Here is an 18,065-nt window from a genome sequence, read left to right as displayed (position 1 = left end):
TTTTAAAATTAGAACATTTTTATTTATGTGTGGATTTTTAACTGAATACAATCTGTCAAGTTCAAGTAACTTCCGTAAGGGTCAGTTTATAGATTTGTTGAAGCTCTCACACAAGCGGGGTCCTGATAGCTGCGGTTATATTTCTATAGAACCACATTTACAAATGGGTTTTAATAGGTTGGCTATACAAGATACTTCTATAGCGGGAAAACAACCCATGCAAAGTCCTAATAATAAATTTACAATTGTTTTTAATGGTGAAATATATAACCATTTAGATTTGCGTAAAGCACTCGGTTTTACAAAGTATCGTGGCCATAGTGATACGGAGACCATTACTGTTTGTTTGGAGGTTTGGGGAATTGAGAAAACCATAAAATCGCTTAATGGTATGTTTTCTTTGGTTATCTATAATCACTTAACACAAGAAGTGAGTTTGGTTCGGGATTTTGCAGGCATCAAACCTTTGTTTTATGGATGGGATGGGAGGACATTAGTTGCCGCCAGTCAATACGATCAAATTAAAGCGCATCCTGCTTATTCAAGCAAATCCGTTAATCCACAGGTTTTGAAGCTCTACTTACAACAACATTTTTTACCTGTACCTTTTGGGCTTCATGAGGACACCTTTCAAGTTTTACCAGGTGAAATCATAACGTTCAATAATAAGGGATTTAAAACACAGCAACGTTATTGGGAATTGCCGGTGGATCGAACCTCATTTATATCCGATTCTAAAGAGGCCGAAACTTGTATAGAATCTATATTAGATCAGGTAGTCCAAAGACAACTGATCTCTGATGTTCCTTTAGGCGCTTTTTTGTCAGGAGGTGTTGATTCTTCATTAATTGTGAGCTCCTTAAAGAAATTTCACAAAAACACTCAAGTATTTACCATTGGTTCTGATAGTGAAAAGCACGACGAATCTGAACGTGCCAAGCAATTGGCTGAGGCGATGGAATTACAACAGACCATTTGGAATTTGAACGCTAAGGAGATGCTTTCTTATTGGGATGAAGCCATGAAGGCGGTGCATGAACCAATGGCCGACTTTAGTATCTTGCCCACCTATTTAGTCTCTATGTTAGCTAAAAAACACGTAAGTGTTGCTTTAAGCGGGGATGGAGGCGACGAGCTATTTTTTGGCTATGAACGTTTTTGGAGTATAGGTAAGAACATCAAATACCAACACTATCCAAGTCTTTTGCGCAAAGGTTTATATGGTTTAGATAAATATACCAGTGGGAATAAAAACTTAAACGCCGTACTTTTGGCTTCGAGTCAAGCAAAAGCGCACCAGGGTTTACATTCAAGGTTCAGAAATGAATGGTTAGATCGATTGACACCAGATCTAACAGGTGTGGCTTTGCCTGACGCATATCAAGTATATAATTATCAGAACACAAAAGATACAAGAACCTTATTGCAACATATGCGGCATGCTGAATTTTATGGGATGATGCAAAAAACGTTGCGCAAGGTGGATTTGGCCAGTATGGAAAACAGTTTGGAAGTGCGGGTGCCTTTTTTAGACAAAGAGATGATTGAAGCCAGTTTGCGAATCGATCCTTTGTTGAATTATGGCAGAAATAAAAGCAAACAAGTACTAAAGAATATTCTTCATAAACGTATTCCATCAGTAGGAGAAGAAAAGGTTAAAAAAGGATTTTCAATCCCGATAACAGATTGGCTCAGGGAAGATTTGAAACCTCTTTTTATCAAGCGTCTTTTGGATGCCGATTTAACCTCTTTTGGGTTTGATCGCCGTGCTATAGAAAATATGTTGCAGGTGCATCAAAGTGGCCAGCACGATTTAAAATGGCCGTTATTTACCATATACGCCTTATTGAAATGATAAAAATATTGTTTACCATCCCAAATTTTGATACCGCCGGTAGCGGTAAAGCCTTACTTCACATCGCCAAAAGATTAGATCCTAAGCGTTTTGAGGTGCACATTGCATGTATGCACAATCGCGGGGCTTTTTTTAAAACTGTTGAAGCCTCTGGTTTTTCTATTCATATTTTTGACTATACGACGCCCATGAAACCCTATGTTAAAGGTTTGAAAGCGTGTTATGAGATAAGCAAAAAGTTAAAAAACATCGGACCCGATATTATCCATAGCTTTCATTATGCCGCCGATTATTCTGAACCCTTAGCAGCAAAAATGGCTGGTATTCAATGGGTCTATACTAAAAAGAACATGAATTGGGGAGGTGCTTCTAAAAACGCTTGGTATTTAAGAAGCTTTTTGGCGGCTGCTATTGTAGTTCAGAATACTGATATGATGGTAGAGTTTTTTAAGAATTCAAGCAAAACAATTCTAATTCCGAGGGGTGTGGATGTGGAGACTTTTAAGCCCTTGGAAAAAAGTGAAGACTTAGCTAAGGAATGGCAATTGGAGACTGACAAGCGCATTATTATGTGTGTGGCCAATTTAGTGCCCGTAAAAGGCATTGAAGTGTTGTTACAGGCTTTTCAATGGATGAATGCAAAATTTCCAGACTGGAAATTAATGGTTGTGGGGGATCATAATAATCCTTATGGACAGAAAATGATTGGCCTAGCAAATACATTAGGTTTAAAAGAGCAGGTTGTATTTTGTGGCAAGCAAAATAATGTTCAAGATTATCTGAGTTTGGCGGAAGTTGTGGTATTACCAACGCTTAATGAGGGCAGAAAGGAAGGCTCGCCTGTTTCTTTGTTGGAAGCGATGGCAAGCGGTAAGAACGTTTTAGGTTCAAATGTGTCGGGCATAAAAGATCAGTTACAACCCTTTCCCCAACATTTGGTGAAAGCGGGCGATATCGAAGCTTGGTATATAGCATTATTAAGGTATTGTTCCAATACAAGAGAGAGGAATGCCCATATTGGAAACCAATTTAGGGACTATGTTGTCCAACATTACCATATTGATAAAGAAGTCAAACGTTGTCAGGAATTATATCTTAAACTCATCAATTAGTCGCGTTACATGCTTTTTAACTCTTTAGATTTTGCAGTTTTCCTTCCAATAGTATTTGTACTCTATTGGTTTGTTGTGAATAAGGAGTTGAAGTATCAAAACTTACTCATTGTTGTTGCTAGCTATGTGTTCTATGGCTGGTGGGATTGGCGCTTTTTGATCTTAATACTTTTCAGTACCCTTGTTGATTATGCAGTCGGCATGGCTTTATCCAAACAGCAAAATTATAGCAATCGCAAAATACTATTATGGATTAGCATTATAATTAATCTCGGTTTTCTGGGCTTCTTTAAATACTATAATTTTTTTGTTGATAATTTCGTACAAGCGTTTTCTTTTTTCGGTCGTGAGATCCAGCCAAATACCTTAAATATCATATTGCCTGTCGGTATAAGTTTCTATACGTTTCAAACACTAAGCTATACTATCGATGTTTATAAACGAAAATTGGAACCTACGAGGAATTTTATATCTTTTGCAGCTTTTGTAAGTTTTTTTCCGCAATTAGTAGCAGGTCCTATAGAGCGCGCTTCGAACTTGTTGCCACAATTTTACGTTAAACGACATTTTATTTACCAAAAGGCCGTTGATGGACTACGACAAATACTTTGGGGTCTGTTTAAAAAGGTAGTCATTGCCGATAATTGTGCAAATGTTGCCAATGCGATTTTTGAGGGTTACGAATCTTATTCTGCAAGTACCTTATTGTTAGGAGCGGTATTTTTTGCCTTTCAGATTTATGGTGATTTCTCTGGGTACTCAGATATAGCTATTGGCACCTCCCGACTTTTTGGATTTGATTTAAAGCAAAATTTTGCATTTCCTTATTTTTCTCGAGATATGGCTGAATTTTGGAGGCGCTGGCATATTTCTCTATCTACGTGGTTTAGGGATTATTTATATATCCCATTAGGAGGATCACGGGGAACTAAAAGGAATCAAATCCGTAATGTTTTTATCATTTTTATAGTAAGTGGATTTTGGCATGGTGCTAATTGGACCTTCATTATTTGGGGTGGATTAAATGCTGTGTACTTCATACCTTTGTTATTACTGAATAAAAATCGCGTAAATACCGATGTTGTGGCCGAACATCGCTTATTGCCAAGTGTTAAAGAATTGTTGCAAATGGGGCTGACGTTTAGTTTGACGGTTATTGCTTGGGTCTTTTTTAGAGCTGAGAGTGTTTCAATGGCACTTCACTTTCTTTATAGAACAGCGAATTCATCTTTATTTACCATTCCACAAATAAGACCAACGGATTTACTGATTTTTTTACTAATTTTCATTACTATAGAATGGGCAGGGAGACGTGATTTTTATGCCATAGAACGTTTGTGGTTTAAATATCCTAAACCTATAAGATTGTTTGTTTATTATACAATCGCAATGATGATTTTTTTATACGGTGGAAGGACTCAAGAATTTATTTATTTTCAATTTTAATGCGGCGATTTTTATTTCATACAAGTTTATTTTTAATTGTGTTGCTTGCCAGTTTTTTCGTGGTGTTTAGTATAGCAGATGGGACTACTGATGCGTTTTATAAAAAACTGTCATCACCAAAACAAACATCATTAATTGTGGGATCCTCTAGGGCTGCCCAAGGAATCCATCCAAACATTATAGATTCTATCTATGGTTCCAACAATATATATAATTACAGCTTTACAATCTCAGCTTCTCCTTATGGCAAAGCATATTATGAAAGTATTTCAAAGAAGCTTAATAGTAAATGTAAAAATGGTGTTTTTATAATAGCCGTAACCCCATGGTCTTTATCAGAAAATAAATTCAATAATAAGAATAGCATGGGATATCCTGAAGATCATGATTTTATTGGAAAAACTAATTTTGTTAATTTAAAACCCAATATTGAGTATCTTTTAGAATCTTTTATTCCGAAAAACGAGGCTATTATTAGAAATAAATATAGGAAAGGCTTATATCAGACATTTTACGTGCAAGATAATGGTTGGCTAGAGGTAACTATAGAATCCGATATGATTTCCAAGACAATAAGAACGAAAAATAAAATTGAAAGCTATAGGAACATGCTTTCTAATTATAACGGCTTTTCTGAATACAGATGGAATTATTTAATTAAAACGATTAATTTATTTAAAGAACAAGGAGATGTATATTTAGTTAGAATACCTGTAATAGAAGAGATGTTAGAAATTGAAAATGAATTGATACCTAATTTTGATGAAAGAATCGACTTGCTAGCAAAACACCACCAAAGTCCTTATATCAATATGATGCTATATAACCACGCTTATGATTATACGGATGGAAATCATTTAACTGTTAATTCAGGAAAAAAATTTTCATTAGATTTAGCATACCAAATGAAGAAATTGAAACACGTCAGCAATTAAAATGATTATAGGAATTATACTTTCCAAACCTCCTGGATATTCTGAAACCTTTTTTAATTCCAAAATTAAAGGACTGAAAAAAAATGGGTATAAAATTGTTCTGTTTACGGGACCTACTCAGGAAAAATATGGAGGTTGTACACATATAAAAAGCCCGAAAGTCTATAAATATTTTATATTACAAGTGTTCAAGATGTTTTTGGTAGGATTTCAGTTGCTTCCACACTTAAAAGCCGTGAGGAACTATTTTAAACTTGAGCGGCAATACGGTAGTTCCTTAAAAAGATCGATTGAAAAAATTTATATGAACTCTGAATTGTTAAAATTTAAAGGTGATTGGCTACATTTTGGATTTGCTACTCTCACCATAGACCGAGAACTAGTTGCACAAGCAATTGGAGCTAAAATGGCTGTGAGTTTGAGAGGTTACGACATCAATGTCTATCCTTTAAAACACCCCAGTTGTTATAAATTGCTTTGGAAGCAAGTGAATAAGGTTCATTCTATATCTCATTTTTTGTTACAAAAAGCTTGGCTTTTAGGTTTATCTAAACATGTTCCCTATCAAATAATATCCCCAGCAGTTGATTTAAGTAGTTTACCAAGTACAAAGAATCATAATTCTAAGGGGATTATTAAAATTGTCACTATTGCTCGGTTGCATTGGATAAAAGGGATTGATTATTTAATTGAAGTTGCTAAATGCTTAAGAAATGCTAAGGTCAATTTCGAATGGCTCGTCATAGGCTCAGGGCTAAATGCGGAAACAGAACGTTATATGTATCTTCTTAAAGAAAGAGAATTAGAAACGCAGGTAATTTTAAAAGGGGCTTGTTCACATTCTGAAACTTTGAATTGTTTAGCAGCTGCTGATATGTATGTACAAACCAGTTTAAACGAAGGGTTTTGTAATGCGGTTTTAGAAGCGCAGGCATTAGGAATACCAAGTCTTGCATTCAAAGTTGGCGGCTTGCCAGAAAATATTAGGGATAAGGAAACCGGTTGGCTCATTGAACCTTACGACGTGGAAGCGATGGCAAAAATTATCATTGATATTTCTGAGTTTAGTTTTAAAGAAAAAGAAGCTTTCACCAAACGAGTTATCAAACGCGTGCAAAACGATTTTAATTTGGAGCAACAGAAACAAGCTTTTGACGAATTTTATATGAAATAGCCTCTATGAAACTATACTATCCATCCAATCATTATAATGCTTCTTATCGTGGCCAAGTATTCCCGTTATTAAAGGCATTTATAAAAAATAAAGATTTTACCGACATGCAACGCGTATTATTATATGGTATTAGTGAGCGTGATTTTGAAATGGTAGACACGATGGATACTGCTGATATAGTGGTTCTACCCATGTCTTGGAATTATTATGTTAGAACAAAGCAAATGGATTTGGCCTATACACTTATACAAGAGGCTAAAAAGTTAGATAAAAAAGTTTGGTCTATTAATACCGGTGATTTTGGGGTGAAAATACCGTATTTTAGAAATCTACTAGTTTATAGACAAAGTGGTTATGTTGCAAATAAACAATTAGGTCATAAAGGTTTTCCTTCTATAATTGAAGATTACCTTCATAAACATCAGATAGGAGATAGGTATTTAGACAGTGTTTATGGCACACTGCCCCTTGTTGGTTTTTGTGGACAAACAAATTCATCAAAATTGGATGCCTTTAAAGAAATGATAAAGCAAGTTTTACGTAACTTGGGTAGTAGGATAGGATTGAGGAACTTAGAGCCACAGAAAATTTCAGCTACGAGTTTTTTACGTGCGAACTTGTTAAAAAAATTAGAAAGTAATAAAGCTATTGATTCCCGTTTTATTAAGCGCAAGCACTATCGCGCTGGAGTGACTAAAAACAAAGAAACCCACATTAGCACTAAAGAATTTTATTGTAATATGTTGATGTCGCAATATGTATTATGCGTGCGTGGCGCAGGGAATTTTTCAGTCCGCTTTTATGAAACACTCATGATGGGACGAATTCCGTTGTATGTGCATACCGATGGCTATTTGCCTTTAAATGATATAATAGATTGGAAGAATCACGTGGTTTGGGTGGATTATAAAGACCGACATCGTATAGCGGACATCTTGTTAGAATTTCATAGCAAACTAGATCAAGAGAAGATGCAGGTATTGTTTGAAAACAATCGTAGGTTGTGGAAGGAAAACCTAACCTTATCTGGGTTTTTTAAGATGCAAAAAATAAAAATGTAACAACGTCGAGTATTTTGTGAAAAATATTGTCTGAATTTATCCTATATAAAAAAGAGATTATTTTTTTAGAAGTCTAATTATCTAACAATAGTTAATGAAAGTATATTTCTTATCTTATAACTTAATGAATACGTCAACTGGTGATTATTTTATTACCTTAAGTAATAAGTTGTCTGAAGAGAATGTAGTGGTAGTTATTGCTGGAAAGATTAGAGAAACGAATATTATATTAAAGGAAGATATTACCGTTTTAAAATGGCCGTCAGAAAGACCAAACTCTTGGAAGGATTTTTGGTTTCTTTATAAATTAATCAAAACTTATAAGCCAGATGCGATGCTATCCATGTTTAGTTTTGTTAATCCGTTTTTAATTGTAGGCTGGTTTTTACGTGTAAATATTAGAGTCGCCTGGATTAGAACTTTGAGCTCTCAATACACTCAAAAAAGATACAAAGTAATGCGGAAGTCGTTGATTTATAGTTTAGCAACAAATATCATAACAAACTCAAATACGACTAAAAAAGACGTTTCTAATTTTTTTAAAATTCCTAAATGTAAAATAACAGTACTTCCAAATTCAGTAAAAGATTATAGTGATACATTATTGGAAGAAACTACCAATAAAAAAAACCTACTATATGTTGGACGTCTTCATCCCAGCAAAGGCATTGATGTTTTGTTACGTGCTTTTTCAACATTATTAAAGAGGTTTCCAAATTTTCATCTAGATATAATTGGTCAGGGAGAAATTTTAAAGGAACTTATAGCGCTAACAGAGTCTTTAGACATATCTAAGAGTGTTTCTTTTTTAGGAGAACATAAAAAAGAAATGGTATTAAAGGCCTATAAAAAGTCATTTTGTACCATTATTCCAAGTCGTTCTGAAGCCTTTGGGTTTACTGTTATAGAAGCTATGAGCGTTGGTACTTGTGTTATAGGTGCTAATAATACGGGGATCAAAGAGATAATTAAACATGAGGAAACAGGCTTGCTGTTTGAAACTGGTAATCCAAATGATTTGGTTCAGAAATTACAAATAGTCATTTTGGATGTAGATTACCGAAATTCTTTAGCGCAGGCTGGTTATCAGCGATTCATAGAATGTTATGAGAATTCGGTTGCTATTAATCGAGATATTAATTTTTTTAAAGAATTAGCAAATAAATAAACAAAAGTCAAAATGAGTATTAATTTAAGTAACATAGTCATTCTCATGACTGGTACTATTAAACCTAATAGTTTTGCGACTTTAGCATTGAAAGATCCAGAGGTAAGGAAGTCGCAATATGTTGATGCCATAAGGTTTTATCTAACAAATACTACGCTAAATATAATTTTTGTTGAAAATTCGGGTGTTGAACTATATAAAGAATTTGAAAATAATAAGGATAGAAAAAGGTTGGAGCTCATAACCTACAAATCAAAACCAACTGTACCTGATAAAGGAAAAGGAGCAAAGGAACTTGAGATTATAGATTATGCTGTTAATCATTCTAAATTTATATCTGAATCTTTTGCTGTGATTAAAGTAACTGGAAGACTAAAAGTTTTAAATATAATAGAATTAACTACGAAATATTTATCCCAAGCAGAGCGATTTAAAAAAGTTTTTTCTTGCAATATCTATAAGTTGAAAAAAATGGATGCTCGTTGTTTCTTTTTTACTAAGGATTTTTTTCCATTTCTGCGGGAAGTAGGTCAGACTATTGATCTTCAATATTCAATAGAGATGGCGTTATGGGATTCTGCTTTAAAATATCTAAATTCTGATGGGAATTTTAGGCAACTGAAACATCCATTGAGGATTAAAGGTGTCAATGCTGGGTTTGGAACCTCTTATGAAGACAGCTTTATTAGTGCTACAGCAAAACGGATAAGACATTGTATTCGAGCTCCATATTATTATCAAAAAATGATAAAAAAAGCTAAATCATATGGTAAGATTAAAAATAGGAACCATTGAAAATACTTATCCTATACACTTATAACAAAGGTCTTTTGTCTGAGTTTTATCAAGAGTTTTCAGAGAAACTTTGTGCTGATGGGTTTGAGGTGGATAATTTTTATTTAAAACATGAAAAAGCCTGTTTTAAACAAAATGGGGTAACGATTTATGGGGAAAAACGACGTGATTTTATTTCTAATTATCACGCTATATATAAGATGATTAAACAAAGTCAACCAGATATAGTCGTCTCTAATTTTAGTTATATTAACCCTGCTATTTTATTTGGTAAATTATTAGGCGTAAAACATAACGTAGCATGGTTTCATTCCGCTTATGGCCATACAAAACCCAACAAATTAAAAGTATGGAATAAAACGCTTTATTTAAATATGGCAGATGTGGTGGTAGCAAATTCAGCGTCTTTACAAAAGGAAATGCAGAGCGTCTATAAGGTGCCAGAAAATAATACCAGAAGGGTACCGTTTTGGACGAATATTACAAAATATTCTTCAGATTCAAACACTTTAAAGATTCCAAAAGACCAATCTGTCATAAATATTGGTTGCCCTGGTCGTTTGCTTGCCGATAAAAATCATGCCTTGGTGATAGAGGCAGTCTTCCAGCTTAAAAAAAACCATACAAGTCGCATTCGTTTATACATTGCAGGCAATGGTGTGTATCGTAACCAATTAGAAACCTTGGTTAGAGATTTAAAGCTTGAGCAGGAGGTCGTTTTTTTAGGGTTGTTGGATGTAAATAGTATGGCCGCGTTTTATGAGGCTATGGATGTGGTGGTCTTGCCAAGCTTTCATGAAGCTTTTGGATTAGTTTTTATTGAAGCTATCGCTTTAGGTACTCCGGTGTTGGTTTCGAAAGCTTTTGGAGCTTTGGACTTTATAAATGATAAGAAGTTCCCCTTGGAAGATTTTTCTTTTAACCCACATTCACTCCATGAATTAATTAATAAATTAGCCCCTTATATAAATCATAAAGGCTTTAAGGCTGATTATTTTAAAACCATGTACTCTGAAGCTTTTGAAAAAGAGATTATTTATAAAAGGATAAAAGCGGTGATTTTAGATCAAAAAACAGATACTTGACGACTTTTAAAGGACAACGTAATATAGCCTTATGCCATTTAATTTTTTAAAATATTTACAACCTACTCACTATTTTCGTCTATATACTAAGAATAGAGCCACAGTGTTTCCTTTAGTTTCTTCCCTGCCAGAGTCTATTTTAGAACAACTTGTGGAAGATACGGCTTATGAAACAGAAATAGCACGCGACTATGATTTATCATGGCAGGCTGTACAAGCAGGGTATGTGGGTTCTGCAAAAACCTATAGTCGCTTTGAAATCGTTTCTGTTCGTGATAATTATCACTTTATTCGCAAACAGTTTCATCCTATTTGGGTGTTTTATGTGTTGGTTATGCGGTTGGTGACCTTACATCATCCATTAAGAGACATTCAGGCTTGGTTAAGAACATCCTCCATAAAAAACCAAAATAACAACATTAAACCCATAGCTTACACTCCTTGGCAATCTTATGAATCTACGTTAATCGCTCAGCAGTCCTTAGTGTCTGTGGTGATTCCAACCTTAAATCGCTATGTATATTTAAACGATGTGTTGGAAGATTTGGAAAAACAAGATTATCACAATTTTGAAGTGATTATTGTGGATCAATCCATACCATTTCAGCCCGAGTTTTATAATGATTTTGATTTGGAGATTCGTGTGATCCGGCAAGAAGAAAAAGCCTTATGGTTGGCTAGAAATAGAGCCATTAAAGAAGCCAAGGGTGACTATCTCTTATTATTTGATGATGATAGTAGAGTTGCAGTTAATTGGATAAGTAACCACTTGAAATGTTTAGATTATTTTAAAGCTAATGTTTCTTCTGGAGTTTCCATTTCTCAGGTAGGTGCTAAAGTGCCTAAAAACTATTCGTATTTTAGATTAAGTGATCAATTAGATACCGGTAACGTATTAATAAAAAAAGAAGTTTTTGAGCATGTTGGACTTTTCGATAGACAATTTGAAAAGCAGCGAATGGGTGATGGCGAGTTTGGTTTACGTTGTTATTTAGCAGGTGTTTTGAATGTGTCAAACCCCTATTCTGAGCGTTTACATTTAAAAGTTGGTACAGGGGGGTTGCGTGAGATGGGTAGTTGGGATGCGTTTAGACCTTCGACAATTTTTGCACCTAGACCGATCCCGAGTGTGTTGTATTTTTACAGAAAATATTATGGGAATGCAGCAGCGCGATGGTCTCTCTTACGCACCATACCTTTGTCAATAATGCCCTATCAATTTAAAAAAAACAAACCGATGTTGGTGATTGGGGCGCTCTTGAGTATCTTGCTGATGCCCGTGGTGGTGGTCCAAGTGTGGCGGAGTTGGCGGTTGGCGAGTGTGAAGTTGGGGGAAGGGGCGAGGATTGAGAGGCTATGAATTAGGGAGGAATAACCCTTCCGTCTTTAAGCTCTTTTCTGAGCTTAAAGCCACCTTCCCTTGAAAAAAGGGAAGGAGCTTATTGTGTTTGTTTGAAAATGAATAATGAATAACGAATGATGAATGACGAATACTGAAGTAAAAAAAGTAGCTTATTAAACGACAACAGACAACAGACAACAGACAACAGTGAAAAAGAACATACTCATCGTCACCTCTGAATTTCCACCACAACCTGGCGGCATAGGGAACCATGCGTATTATTTGGCTTGGTATTTATCTAAAAATGATTATAGCGTTTCGGTAATTGCGGATCAGCGTGATGTTGATAATAGTGTAGAACAAACTTTTGATGCGGCCTTGCCTTTTGTTGTGAATCGGATCTCTTTGAAACGGTTTAGAATTTTCATGTATTTTGATCGGATTTTTAAAACCTTTCAAGCGTTCAAGCAAACCGATGATGTGATTGCCACAGGGAAATTCTCGCTTTGGAATGTGGCGTTCTGTTCGCTTTTTTTTAAGCGTCACAAAATGGCGGTGATTCATGGTACGGAGGTGAATTTTAGATCGACTATTTTGAAAAAAGCGATTGATTTGTCGCTTAAACGCTTTGATGTTATAGTCGCCGTATCTCTATATACCAAGCAGTTGGTAGCTCATTTAAACCGTAAGGTTGCGGTCATTCCTAATGGCATCGACTTAAGCCAATGGCAGGCCGACAACATATCAAAAGGGCGTTTAAAAGGATTTCCTGTTTTAACTACGGTTGGCAGGGTGAGTTCTCGAAAAGGCCAGTTGCAGGTCATTAAATTATTACCTGAATTGAAAAATATATATCCAAAAATTCATTATCACTGTATCGGGATTCCTACCGAAGCTGAAGCGTTTTTAAGTCAAGCAAAAGCCTTGGGAGTGGAAGATCAAGTGAGTTTCCATGGGGCTGTGGATGATATAACTTTGAAAACATCGCTTTTAGCAACAGATGTGTTTGTGATGTTGAGTACTGAGAGTAATACAGGCGATGTGGAAGGCTTTGGGATAGCAATTTTGGAAGCCAACGCTTTGGGGATTCCGAGTATTGGTTCCAAAGGCTATGGGATAGAGGATGCCATTGCAGATGAAATTTCAGGGTTTTTAGTGGATTCACAGGATGTGGTTGCTTTTAGTTCTATTCTTAACAGCTTATTGAACGATCCACAAAAATTCAAATCCCAAGCAAAAGCTTGGGCTGAGGAGCACGATTGGAATCAGATTATAAAACAGTACCTATTGCATTTGTCATGAGAAGTTTAACCATTATTTCACATACTGAACATTATATCTTGCCTGACGGAAGTCTTGTGGGCTTAGGTTCTACGGTGACTGAAATCAATGAGCTTTTGGCGATTTTCGATAACATTACCCACGTGGCCATGCTGCATCATACTGTAGCACCACCAAGTGCCTTGCCGTATGTTTCCGATAAAATTAGGTTCGTGGCTTTGCCAGCAGTTGGTGGTGAAACTTTGAGCGCCAAAATGGCTATCGTGTTTCAAGCGCCTAAAATATTGGGGACCATTCGAAAGGCATTAAAAGCATCCGATTATTTTCAATTTAGAGCCCCTACAGGGATAGGTGTTTTTGTGATTCCTTATTTGGTAATGTTTAACTCGCAAAAAGGCTGGTTTAAATATGCGGGGAATTGGAAACCATCCGACGCACCTTTAGCGTATTGGTTTCAGAAATGGCTTTTAGAAAGACAATCCCGACCAGTAACCATTAATGGGTTTTGGGAGGATCAACCCAAGCAATGTTTGAGTTTTGAAAATCCCTGTCTGACCGACGAAGAAATTCAAGCAGGACAAGTAGTTATTGCCACCAAAACGCTTCAATTTCCTTTGGAACTTTGTTTTGTGGGGCGTTTGGAAGCTGCCAAAGGTGTGGATTTGATTATTGAGGCTCTAGCAAATTTAGATGCCGAGTCACTTCATAAGATAGGAATAATTCATTTGGTTGGAGCAGGACAGCAGATGGCAGCCTATCAAAAACGAGTGGACGATTCAGCTTTGCCTATTTTGTTTTATGGGTATCTATCCAGAACTGAGGTGCATCAGATTTACAGAAAATCTCAAGCTATTTTATTGCCATCCGCCTCTGAAGGCTTTCCTAAAGTGATTGCCGAAGCCATGAATTTTGGATGCGTCCCTATTGTTTCGAACGTGTCTTCTATCAGCCATTATATAAGTCACCTTGAAAATGGATTTTTAATGGAAGAATTGAATGTTTCTTCATTGCAGGTCTGTCTCATGGCCTTATTGGGCATGGAGGCGTCTGCTTATAAACAGATGGCATCGACCTCCCATGGATTTATAGATGCCTTTAGTTATGCCCATTACAATCAGCGCCTATTAAAAGATGTTTTATAATGCCTCATATTTTAAAATAAAAATGATATTTTTAACCCGAACTAACTCTTTGTCATTTAGTTGATGATTCTTAAAAAAATACACTGGACTTTAAAGCGACACCCTTTTTTGTACATGACCCGATTTCGGTTATTGTCTAGGAACTCGAGTGCCGCCGCTATTGAGTCCATTTCTTATAATGTTTTGAACAAGAAGGAAGAGATGCCTCGTAATTTTTATAAGGTTAATGAACTTATTTTCGAGCAAACAAAACCTGATACAGATTTGGAAGTTGTTAAACAAATGGTATCTTGGCTCTATGAGCATACTAGAGTAGGACCTGGTTTGAGTGAGCCTTCTGACAAGGCCCTTGAAATTATGGTCTATGGGAAAGGGGGGGTGTGTAGTGATATGGCTCAGATCTTTAATAATTTTTGTGTGATCAACGATATTCAAGTCAGAGAATGGGGTACTACGAGTGCACCGTTTAGTCGCGAAAACGGAGGGCATTCGTTTAATGAAGTGTATATAAATGAATTGCAAAAATGGGTGTTGATTGATGCTAGTTTAGGTTTGTTGTTCTATGATGAACAGGGGGTGCCCTTATCGGTTCTTGAATTATACCAATTGTCCCGAACAGGTGAAACCGTAAGGTATCGCTCTTTCATTGAAGGTCGAGTAATTGAAGAAGGCCAAGTGATTAAAAACTATTTAAATACGGATGTCACTCCTTTTTTAATTTGTGATTATCGGAATAAAGTCTATGACACCTATCTAAGGTGGGCAAGACCTCGAGTTCCTGTTTTTTTAATTCATTTTGCGGTTTATGTAATCGGAAAGAGCTATCACTATGAATTTCCAATGGACGATTATAAAAAAATATTTTCCTAATCGTTTTTATTTTCTCAGGCACATGATATTAGCAATTATATAATATCTTACAGACATATAATTTTAAACTCCAACCAGTTCTAATTTGAAGACTAATATTACCTATATCACTCTTGTTGGTTTTCATGTTGCTTTGGGGATTTTAATTTTTCTTATTGAGAATATTGCTAAGCTCTATTTTTTTGCAGCTACATTTTATTTTTTATTCCGCATCATCACAGTTGCAGAGAAGGAGAAAACCTATGAAGTTCTAAAAGCTTGTGCTTACTTTGTGGGGGCTGAAGTACTGTTTAGAGCCACAAAGGGTGGTATCTCCTACGAAGCCGGGAAGTATATGGTCATCCTTTTTGTAATGATGGGTATATTTTATAGGGGCTTATCTGGTAAAGGCTATCCTTACTTCATCTATCTCATGTTATTGATTCCTTCAATTTTTGTGGCTTCCACCACTTTGAGTTTTGACGCCAATTTCAGGACGAATATTGCTTTTGTTCTGAGTGGTCCTGTCTGTTTGGGATTGACAGCTTTATTTTGTTATAATAAGCCTATATCGTTTAAGCAGATGTCGGAAGTTTTATTATATATGTTACTCCCGATTCTTGCACATACTGCATATGTTTATTTTTATGCACCTGATTTACGAGATGTTTTGACTAGTACAGCTTCTAATAGTGCAGCCGCTGGTGGCTTTGGAGCCAATCAAGTAGCAAGTGCGTTAGGGTTAGGCATGTTTATCTTAGCTGTTCGGATATTTTTGAATTCACCGACATTTAGTTTTAGGCTGTTAAATATGGTGCTTTTAATTATAATATCGTACCGTGCCATTCTTACGTTTAGTAGAGGCGGTGTGATTACCGGACTTTTATGTATTGCCATTTTTCTAGTGATGTATTACCAGCAAGCAAAACCGAAGGTCCGAAATCAAGTGTTAAGTGCGTTTATTTTGTTTATTGGAGCATTAGCCTTGGCATGGGTAATAAGCTCGAATCAATCTGGAGGTCTAGCTGAAAAACGCTATGCCAATCAAAACGCTGCGGGTATTGAAAAGGAAGATATTACTACCGGTAGGACAGAGTTGTTTATCAATGAATTAGAAGGCTTTGTTGCAAGTCCCTTTTTAGGAATAGGCTCCAGTCGTGCTAAAGACCAACGTATTGAAGAAGCTCAGCAAGGATTAACTTCTCACAATGAGATAAGCCGCACCTTGGCAGAACATGGTATTTTTGGTGTGATTATCTTGGTTATTCTCTTATTTAAACCATTGAATATGCGCGCTAACAATAGACAAAATTATTATTTTTATGCTTTTTTAGCATTTTGGTTTGCTACTATTAATCACTCTTCTATGAGAGTTGCGGCACCAGCCTTTATATATGGCCTCGCTTTACTAAACGTTAGAAATGAAAAACCTAGTCTACGTCGGAAACCATCTCCAGAACTCACAGACTAACCTTAGTTACAGTGCTGTTTTGGGACCTTTGCTAGAGCAAGGCGGTTATGAAGTACATTATACCTCCAATAAAACCAATAAAGTACTGAGACTTTGGGATATGCTATGGACCACATTTATCTCTCGTAAAAAAACAGACCTCGTGCTGATTGATACGTACAGTACCCAGAACTTTTATTTCGCGTTGCTGGTCAGTCAATTGTGCCGACTATTAAAATTGCCCTATTTGCCCATTCTGCATGGCGGCAATTTGCCTAACCGTTTAAAAAAATCTCCGAAACGCTCCAAGAAACTTTTTAAGAATGCTTATGCGAATGTGTCTCCGTCTTTATATTTAAAAGAAAGCTTTGAAGCGTTTGGCTATGAGAATGTGGTGTATATTCCCAATACCATTAGCCTTGAAAATTACCCGCAGCACAAAAAAACCTATGATGCACCCCGACTTTTGTGGGTGCGTTCGTTTTCTGAAATTTATAATCCGACTTTGGCGGTCAAGGTGTTGCATGCACTTAGGCAACGTGGTTATGATGCAACTTTATGTATGGTAGGACCCGATTCGGATGGGAGTTTGGCCGAGGTGAAGGCCTTGGCGGAACGGCTGAATGTGTGCGTTACTTTTACTGGGAAACTCACGAAAGCTGAATGGATTGAACTTTCAAAAGATTATAATGTGTTTATCAATACCACCAATTTTGACAATATGCCGGTAAGCGTCATTGAAGCTATGGCTTTGGGACTTCCTGTCGTGTCAACCAATGTGGGTGGGATGCCGTATTTGATTGACGATGGCGAGGATGGGCTTTTGGTGGCTCCTAGTGATAAAGTGGCGATGGCGGATGCGATTTGTTCGGCTTTTGAAGATGTTGATCGGACGGAGGCGAGGGTTGTTAGGGCGAGGAAGAAGGTGGAAGATTTTGATTGGGGGAAAGTGAGAGGACTTTGGGAGGAGGTGTTGTTGGGGAGGGATGAGTTATGAGTTCAGAGTTCAGAGTTATGAGTTATGAGTTATGAGTTCAGAGTTTGGGCTTTGAAGATTGAGGAGATGTCTAAGTCATTGGTTTGCTGAAGTTAAATTGAAATTGCCTGCCCGTCCGTAGTAAAGCGAAGGCGGGAAATTGAAAATGAAGGGTTTAACTGACTTCCTTATCGTTTTTATAGATGCGAGTTTCTTGCCATAAAACTATGACGCACAAAGGAAAGAGGTTTTAGGGATTTGGGATTAGTTGGTGTAGTAAGTAAGGAAATGTTATAGACTGTTTTAAGGAAGGATTAATGGATTAGTGTTCTGCGAGCATCTGCAACCCGAGCGATAGCGAACTGGCGAAGTAAATCTGCGGGACATAATAGTC

15 protein-coding genes are annotated in these 18,065 nt (G+C 36.4%); all 15 read left to right on the top strand.

Going from position 1 to position 18,065, the window contains the following annotated elements:
- The first annotated feature begins 25 nt into the window (after positions 1-25).
- The 15 genes from asnB (at position 26) to J4051_RS16615 (ending at position 17,692) form a co-directional block, all read left to right on the top strand.
- The gene (gene asnB, locus J4051_RS16685; RefSeq protein WP_208235014.1) at positions 26-1,855 is read left to right on the top strand and encodes an asparagine synthase (glutamine-hydrolyzing); all 1,830 of its coding nucleotides are present in this window, start codon (positions 26-28) and stop codon (positions 1,853-1,855) included.
- Entirely contained in the window at positions 1,852-2,967 is a 1,116-nt protein-coding gene (locus J4051_RS16680) for a glycosyltransferase (RefSeq protein ID WP_208235013.1), read from the top strand. The genes asnB and J4051_RS16680 overlap by 4 nt, the downstream gene beginning before the upstream one ends.
- 9 nt (positions 2,968-2,976) lie before the next feature.
- On the top strand, positions 2,977-4,413 hold the full coding sequence (locus tag J4051_RS16675) for an MBOAT family O-acyltransferase (protein ID WP_208235012.1): 1,437 nt from the start codon (positions 2,977-2,979) through the stop codon (positions 4,411-4,413).
- Positions 4,413-5,348, top strand: coding sequence for a hypothetical protein (locus J4051_RS16670; protein WP_208235011.1), 936 nt, complete (start codon positions 4,413-4,415; stop codon positions 5,346-5,348). Before J4051_RS16675 ends, J4051_RS16670 begins: the two co-directional genes overlap by 1 nt.
- 1 nt (position 5,349) lies before the next feature.
- Entirely contained in the window at positions 5,350-6,522 is a 1,173-nt protein-coding gene (locus J4051_RS16665; RefSeq protein ID WP_208235010.1) for a glycosyltransferase family 4 protein, read from the top strand.
- Between the two features lie 5 nt (positions 6,523-6,527).
- A complete protein-coding gene (locus J4051_RS16660; RefSeq protein ID WP_208235009.1) occupies positions 6,528-7,583 on the top strand; it encodes an exostosin domain-containing protein in 1,056 nt (351 codons plus the stop codon).
- A 94-nt stretch (positions 7,584-7,677) separates the two neighbouring features.
- Positions 7,678-8,751, top strand: coding sequence for a glycosyltransferase family 4 protein (locus J4051_RS16655; RefSeq protein ID WP_208235008.1), 1,074 nt, complete (start codon positions 7,678-7,680; stop codon positions 8,749-8,751).
- A gap of 12 nt (positions 8,752-8,763) precedes the next feature.
- Positions 8,764-9,546, top strand: a complete 783-nt coding sequence (locus J4051_RS16650) for a hypothetical protein (protein ID WP_208235007.1) — start codon at positions 8,764-8,766, stop codon at positions 9,544-9,546.
- A complete protein-coding gene (locus J4051_RS16645) occupies positions 9,543-10,631 on the top strand; it encodes a glycosyltransferase family 4 protein (RefSeq protein WP_317192737.1) in 1,089 nt (362 codons plus the stop codon). The genes J4051_RS16650 and J4051_RS16645 overlap by 4 nt, the downstream gene beginning before the upstream one ends.
- Positions 10,632-10,734: 103 nt before the next feature.
- Positions 10,735-11,991, top strand: coding sequence for a glycosyltransferase family 2 protein (locus J4051_RS16640; protein ID WP_317192736.1), 1,257 nt, complete (start codon positions 10,735-10,737; stop codon positions 11,989-11,991).
- Positions 11,992-12,180: 189 nt separating this feature from the next.
- Positions 12,181-13,275 (top strand): glycosyltransferase family 4 protein, encoded by a 1,095-nt coding sequence (locus J4051_RS16635; RefSeq protein WP_208235004.1) that lies wholly within the window; start codon positions 12,181-12,183, stop codon positions 13,273-13,275.
- The gene (locus tag J4051_RS16630) at positions 13,272-14,396 is read left to right on the top strand and encodes a glycosyltransferase (RefSeq protein WP_208235003.1); all 1,125 of its coding nucleotides are present in this window, start codon (positions 13,272-13,274) and stop codon (positions 14,394-14,396) included. The genes J4051_RS16635 and J4051_RS16630 overlap by 4 nt, the downstream gene beginning before the upstream one ends.
- A 132-nt stretch (positions 14,397-14,528) precedes the next feature.
- On the top strand, positions 14,529-15,266 hold the full coding sequence (locus J4051_RS16625) for a transglutaminase-like domain-containing protein (RefSeq protein ID WP_208235002.1): 738 nt from the start codon (positions 14,529-14,531) through the stop codon (positions 15,264-15,266).
- A gap of 85 nt (positions 15,267-15,351) precedes the next feature.
- Positions 15,352-16,716: an O-antigen ligase family protein gene (locus J4051_RS16620; RefSeq protein ID WP_236027564.1), complete on the top strand. Its 1,365-nt coding sequence runs from the start codon at positions 15,352-15,354 to the stop codon at positions 16,714-16,716.
- Positions 16,667-17,692 carry a glycosyltransferase family 4 protein gene (locus J4051_RS16615; protein ID WP_208235001.1) on the top strand — a complete coding sequence of 342 codons (1,026 nt, stop codon included), beginning with the start codon at positions 16,667-16,669 and terminating at the stop codon, positions 17,690-17,692. The genes J4051_RS16620 and J4051_RS16615 overlap by 50 nt, the downstream gene beginning before the upstream one ends.
- Positions 17,693-18,065: the final 373 nt, after the last annotated feature.

Origin of the sequence: Gelidibacter pelagius (assembly GCF_017581925.1) — a bacterium.
Classification (GTDB): domain Bacteria; phylum Bacteroidota; class Bacteroidia; order Flavobacteriales; family Flavobacteriaceae; genus Gelidibacter; species Gelidibacter pelagius.
This window is presented reverse-complemented; position numbering and strand designations above follow the sequence as displayed.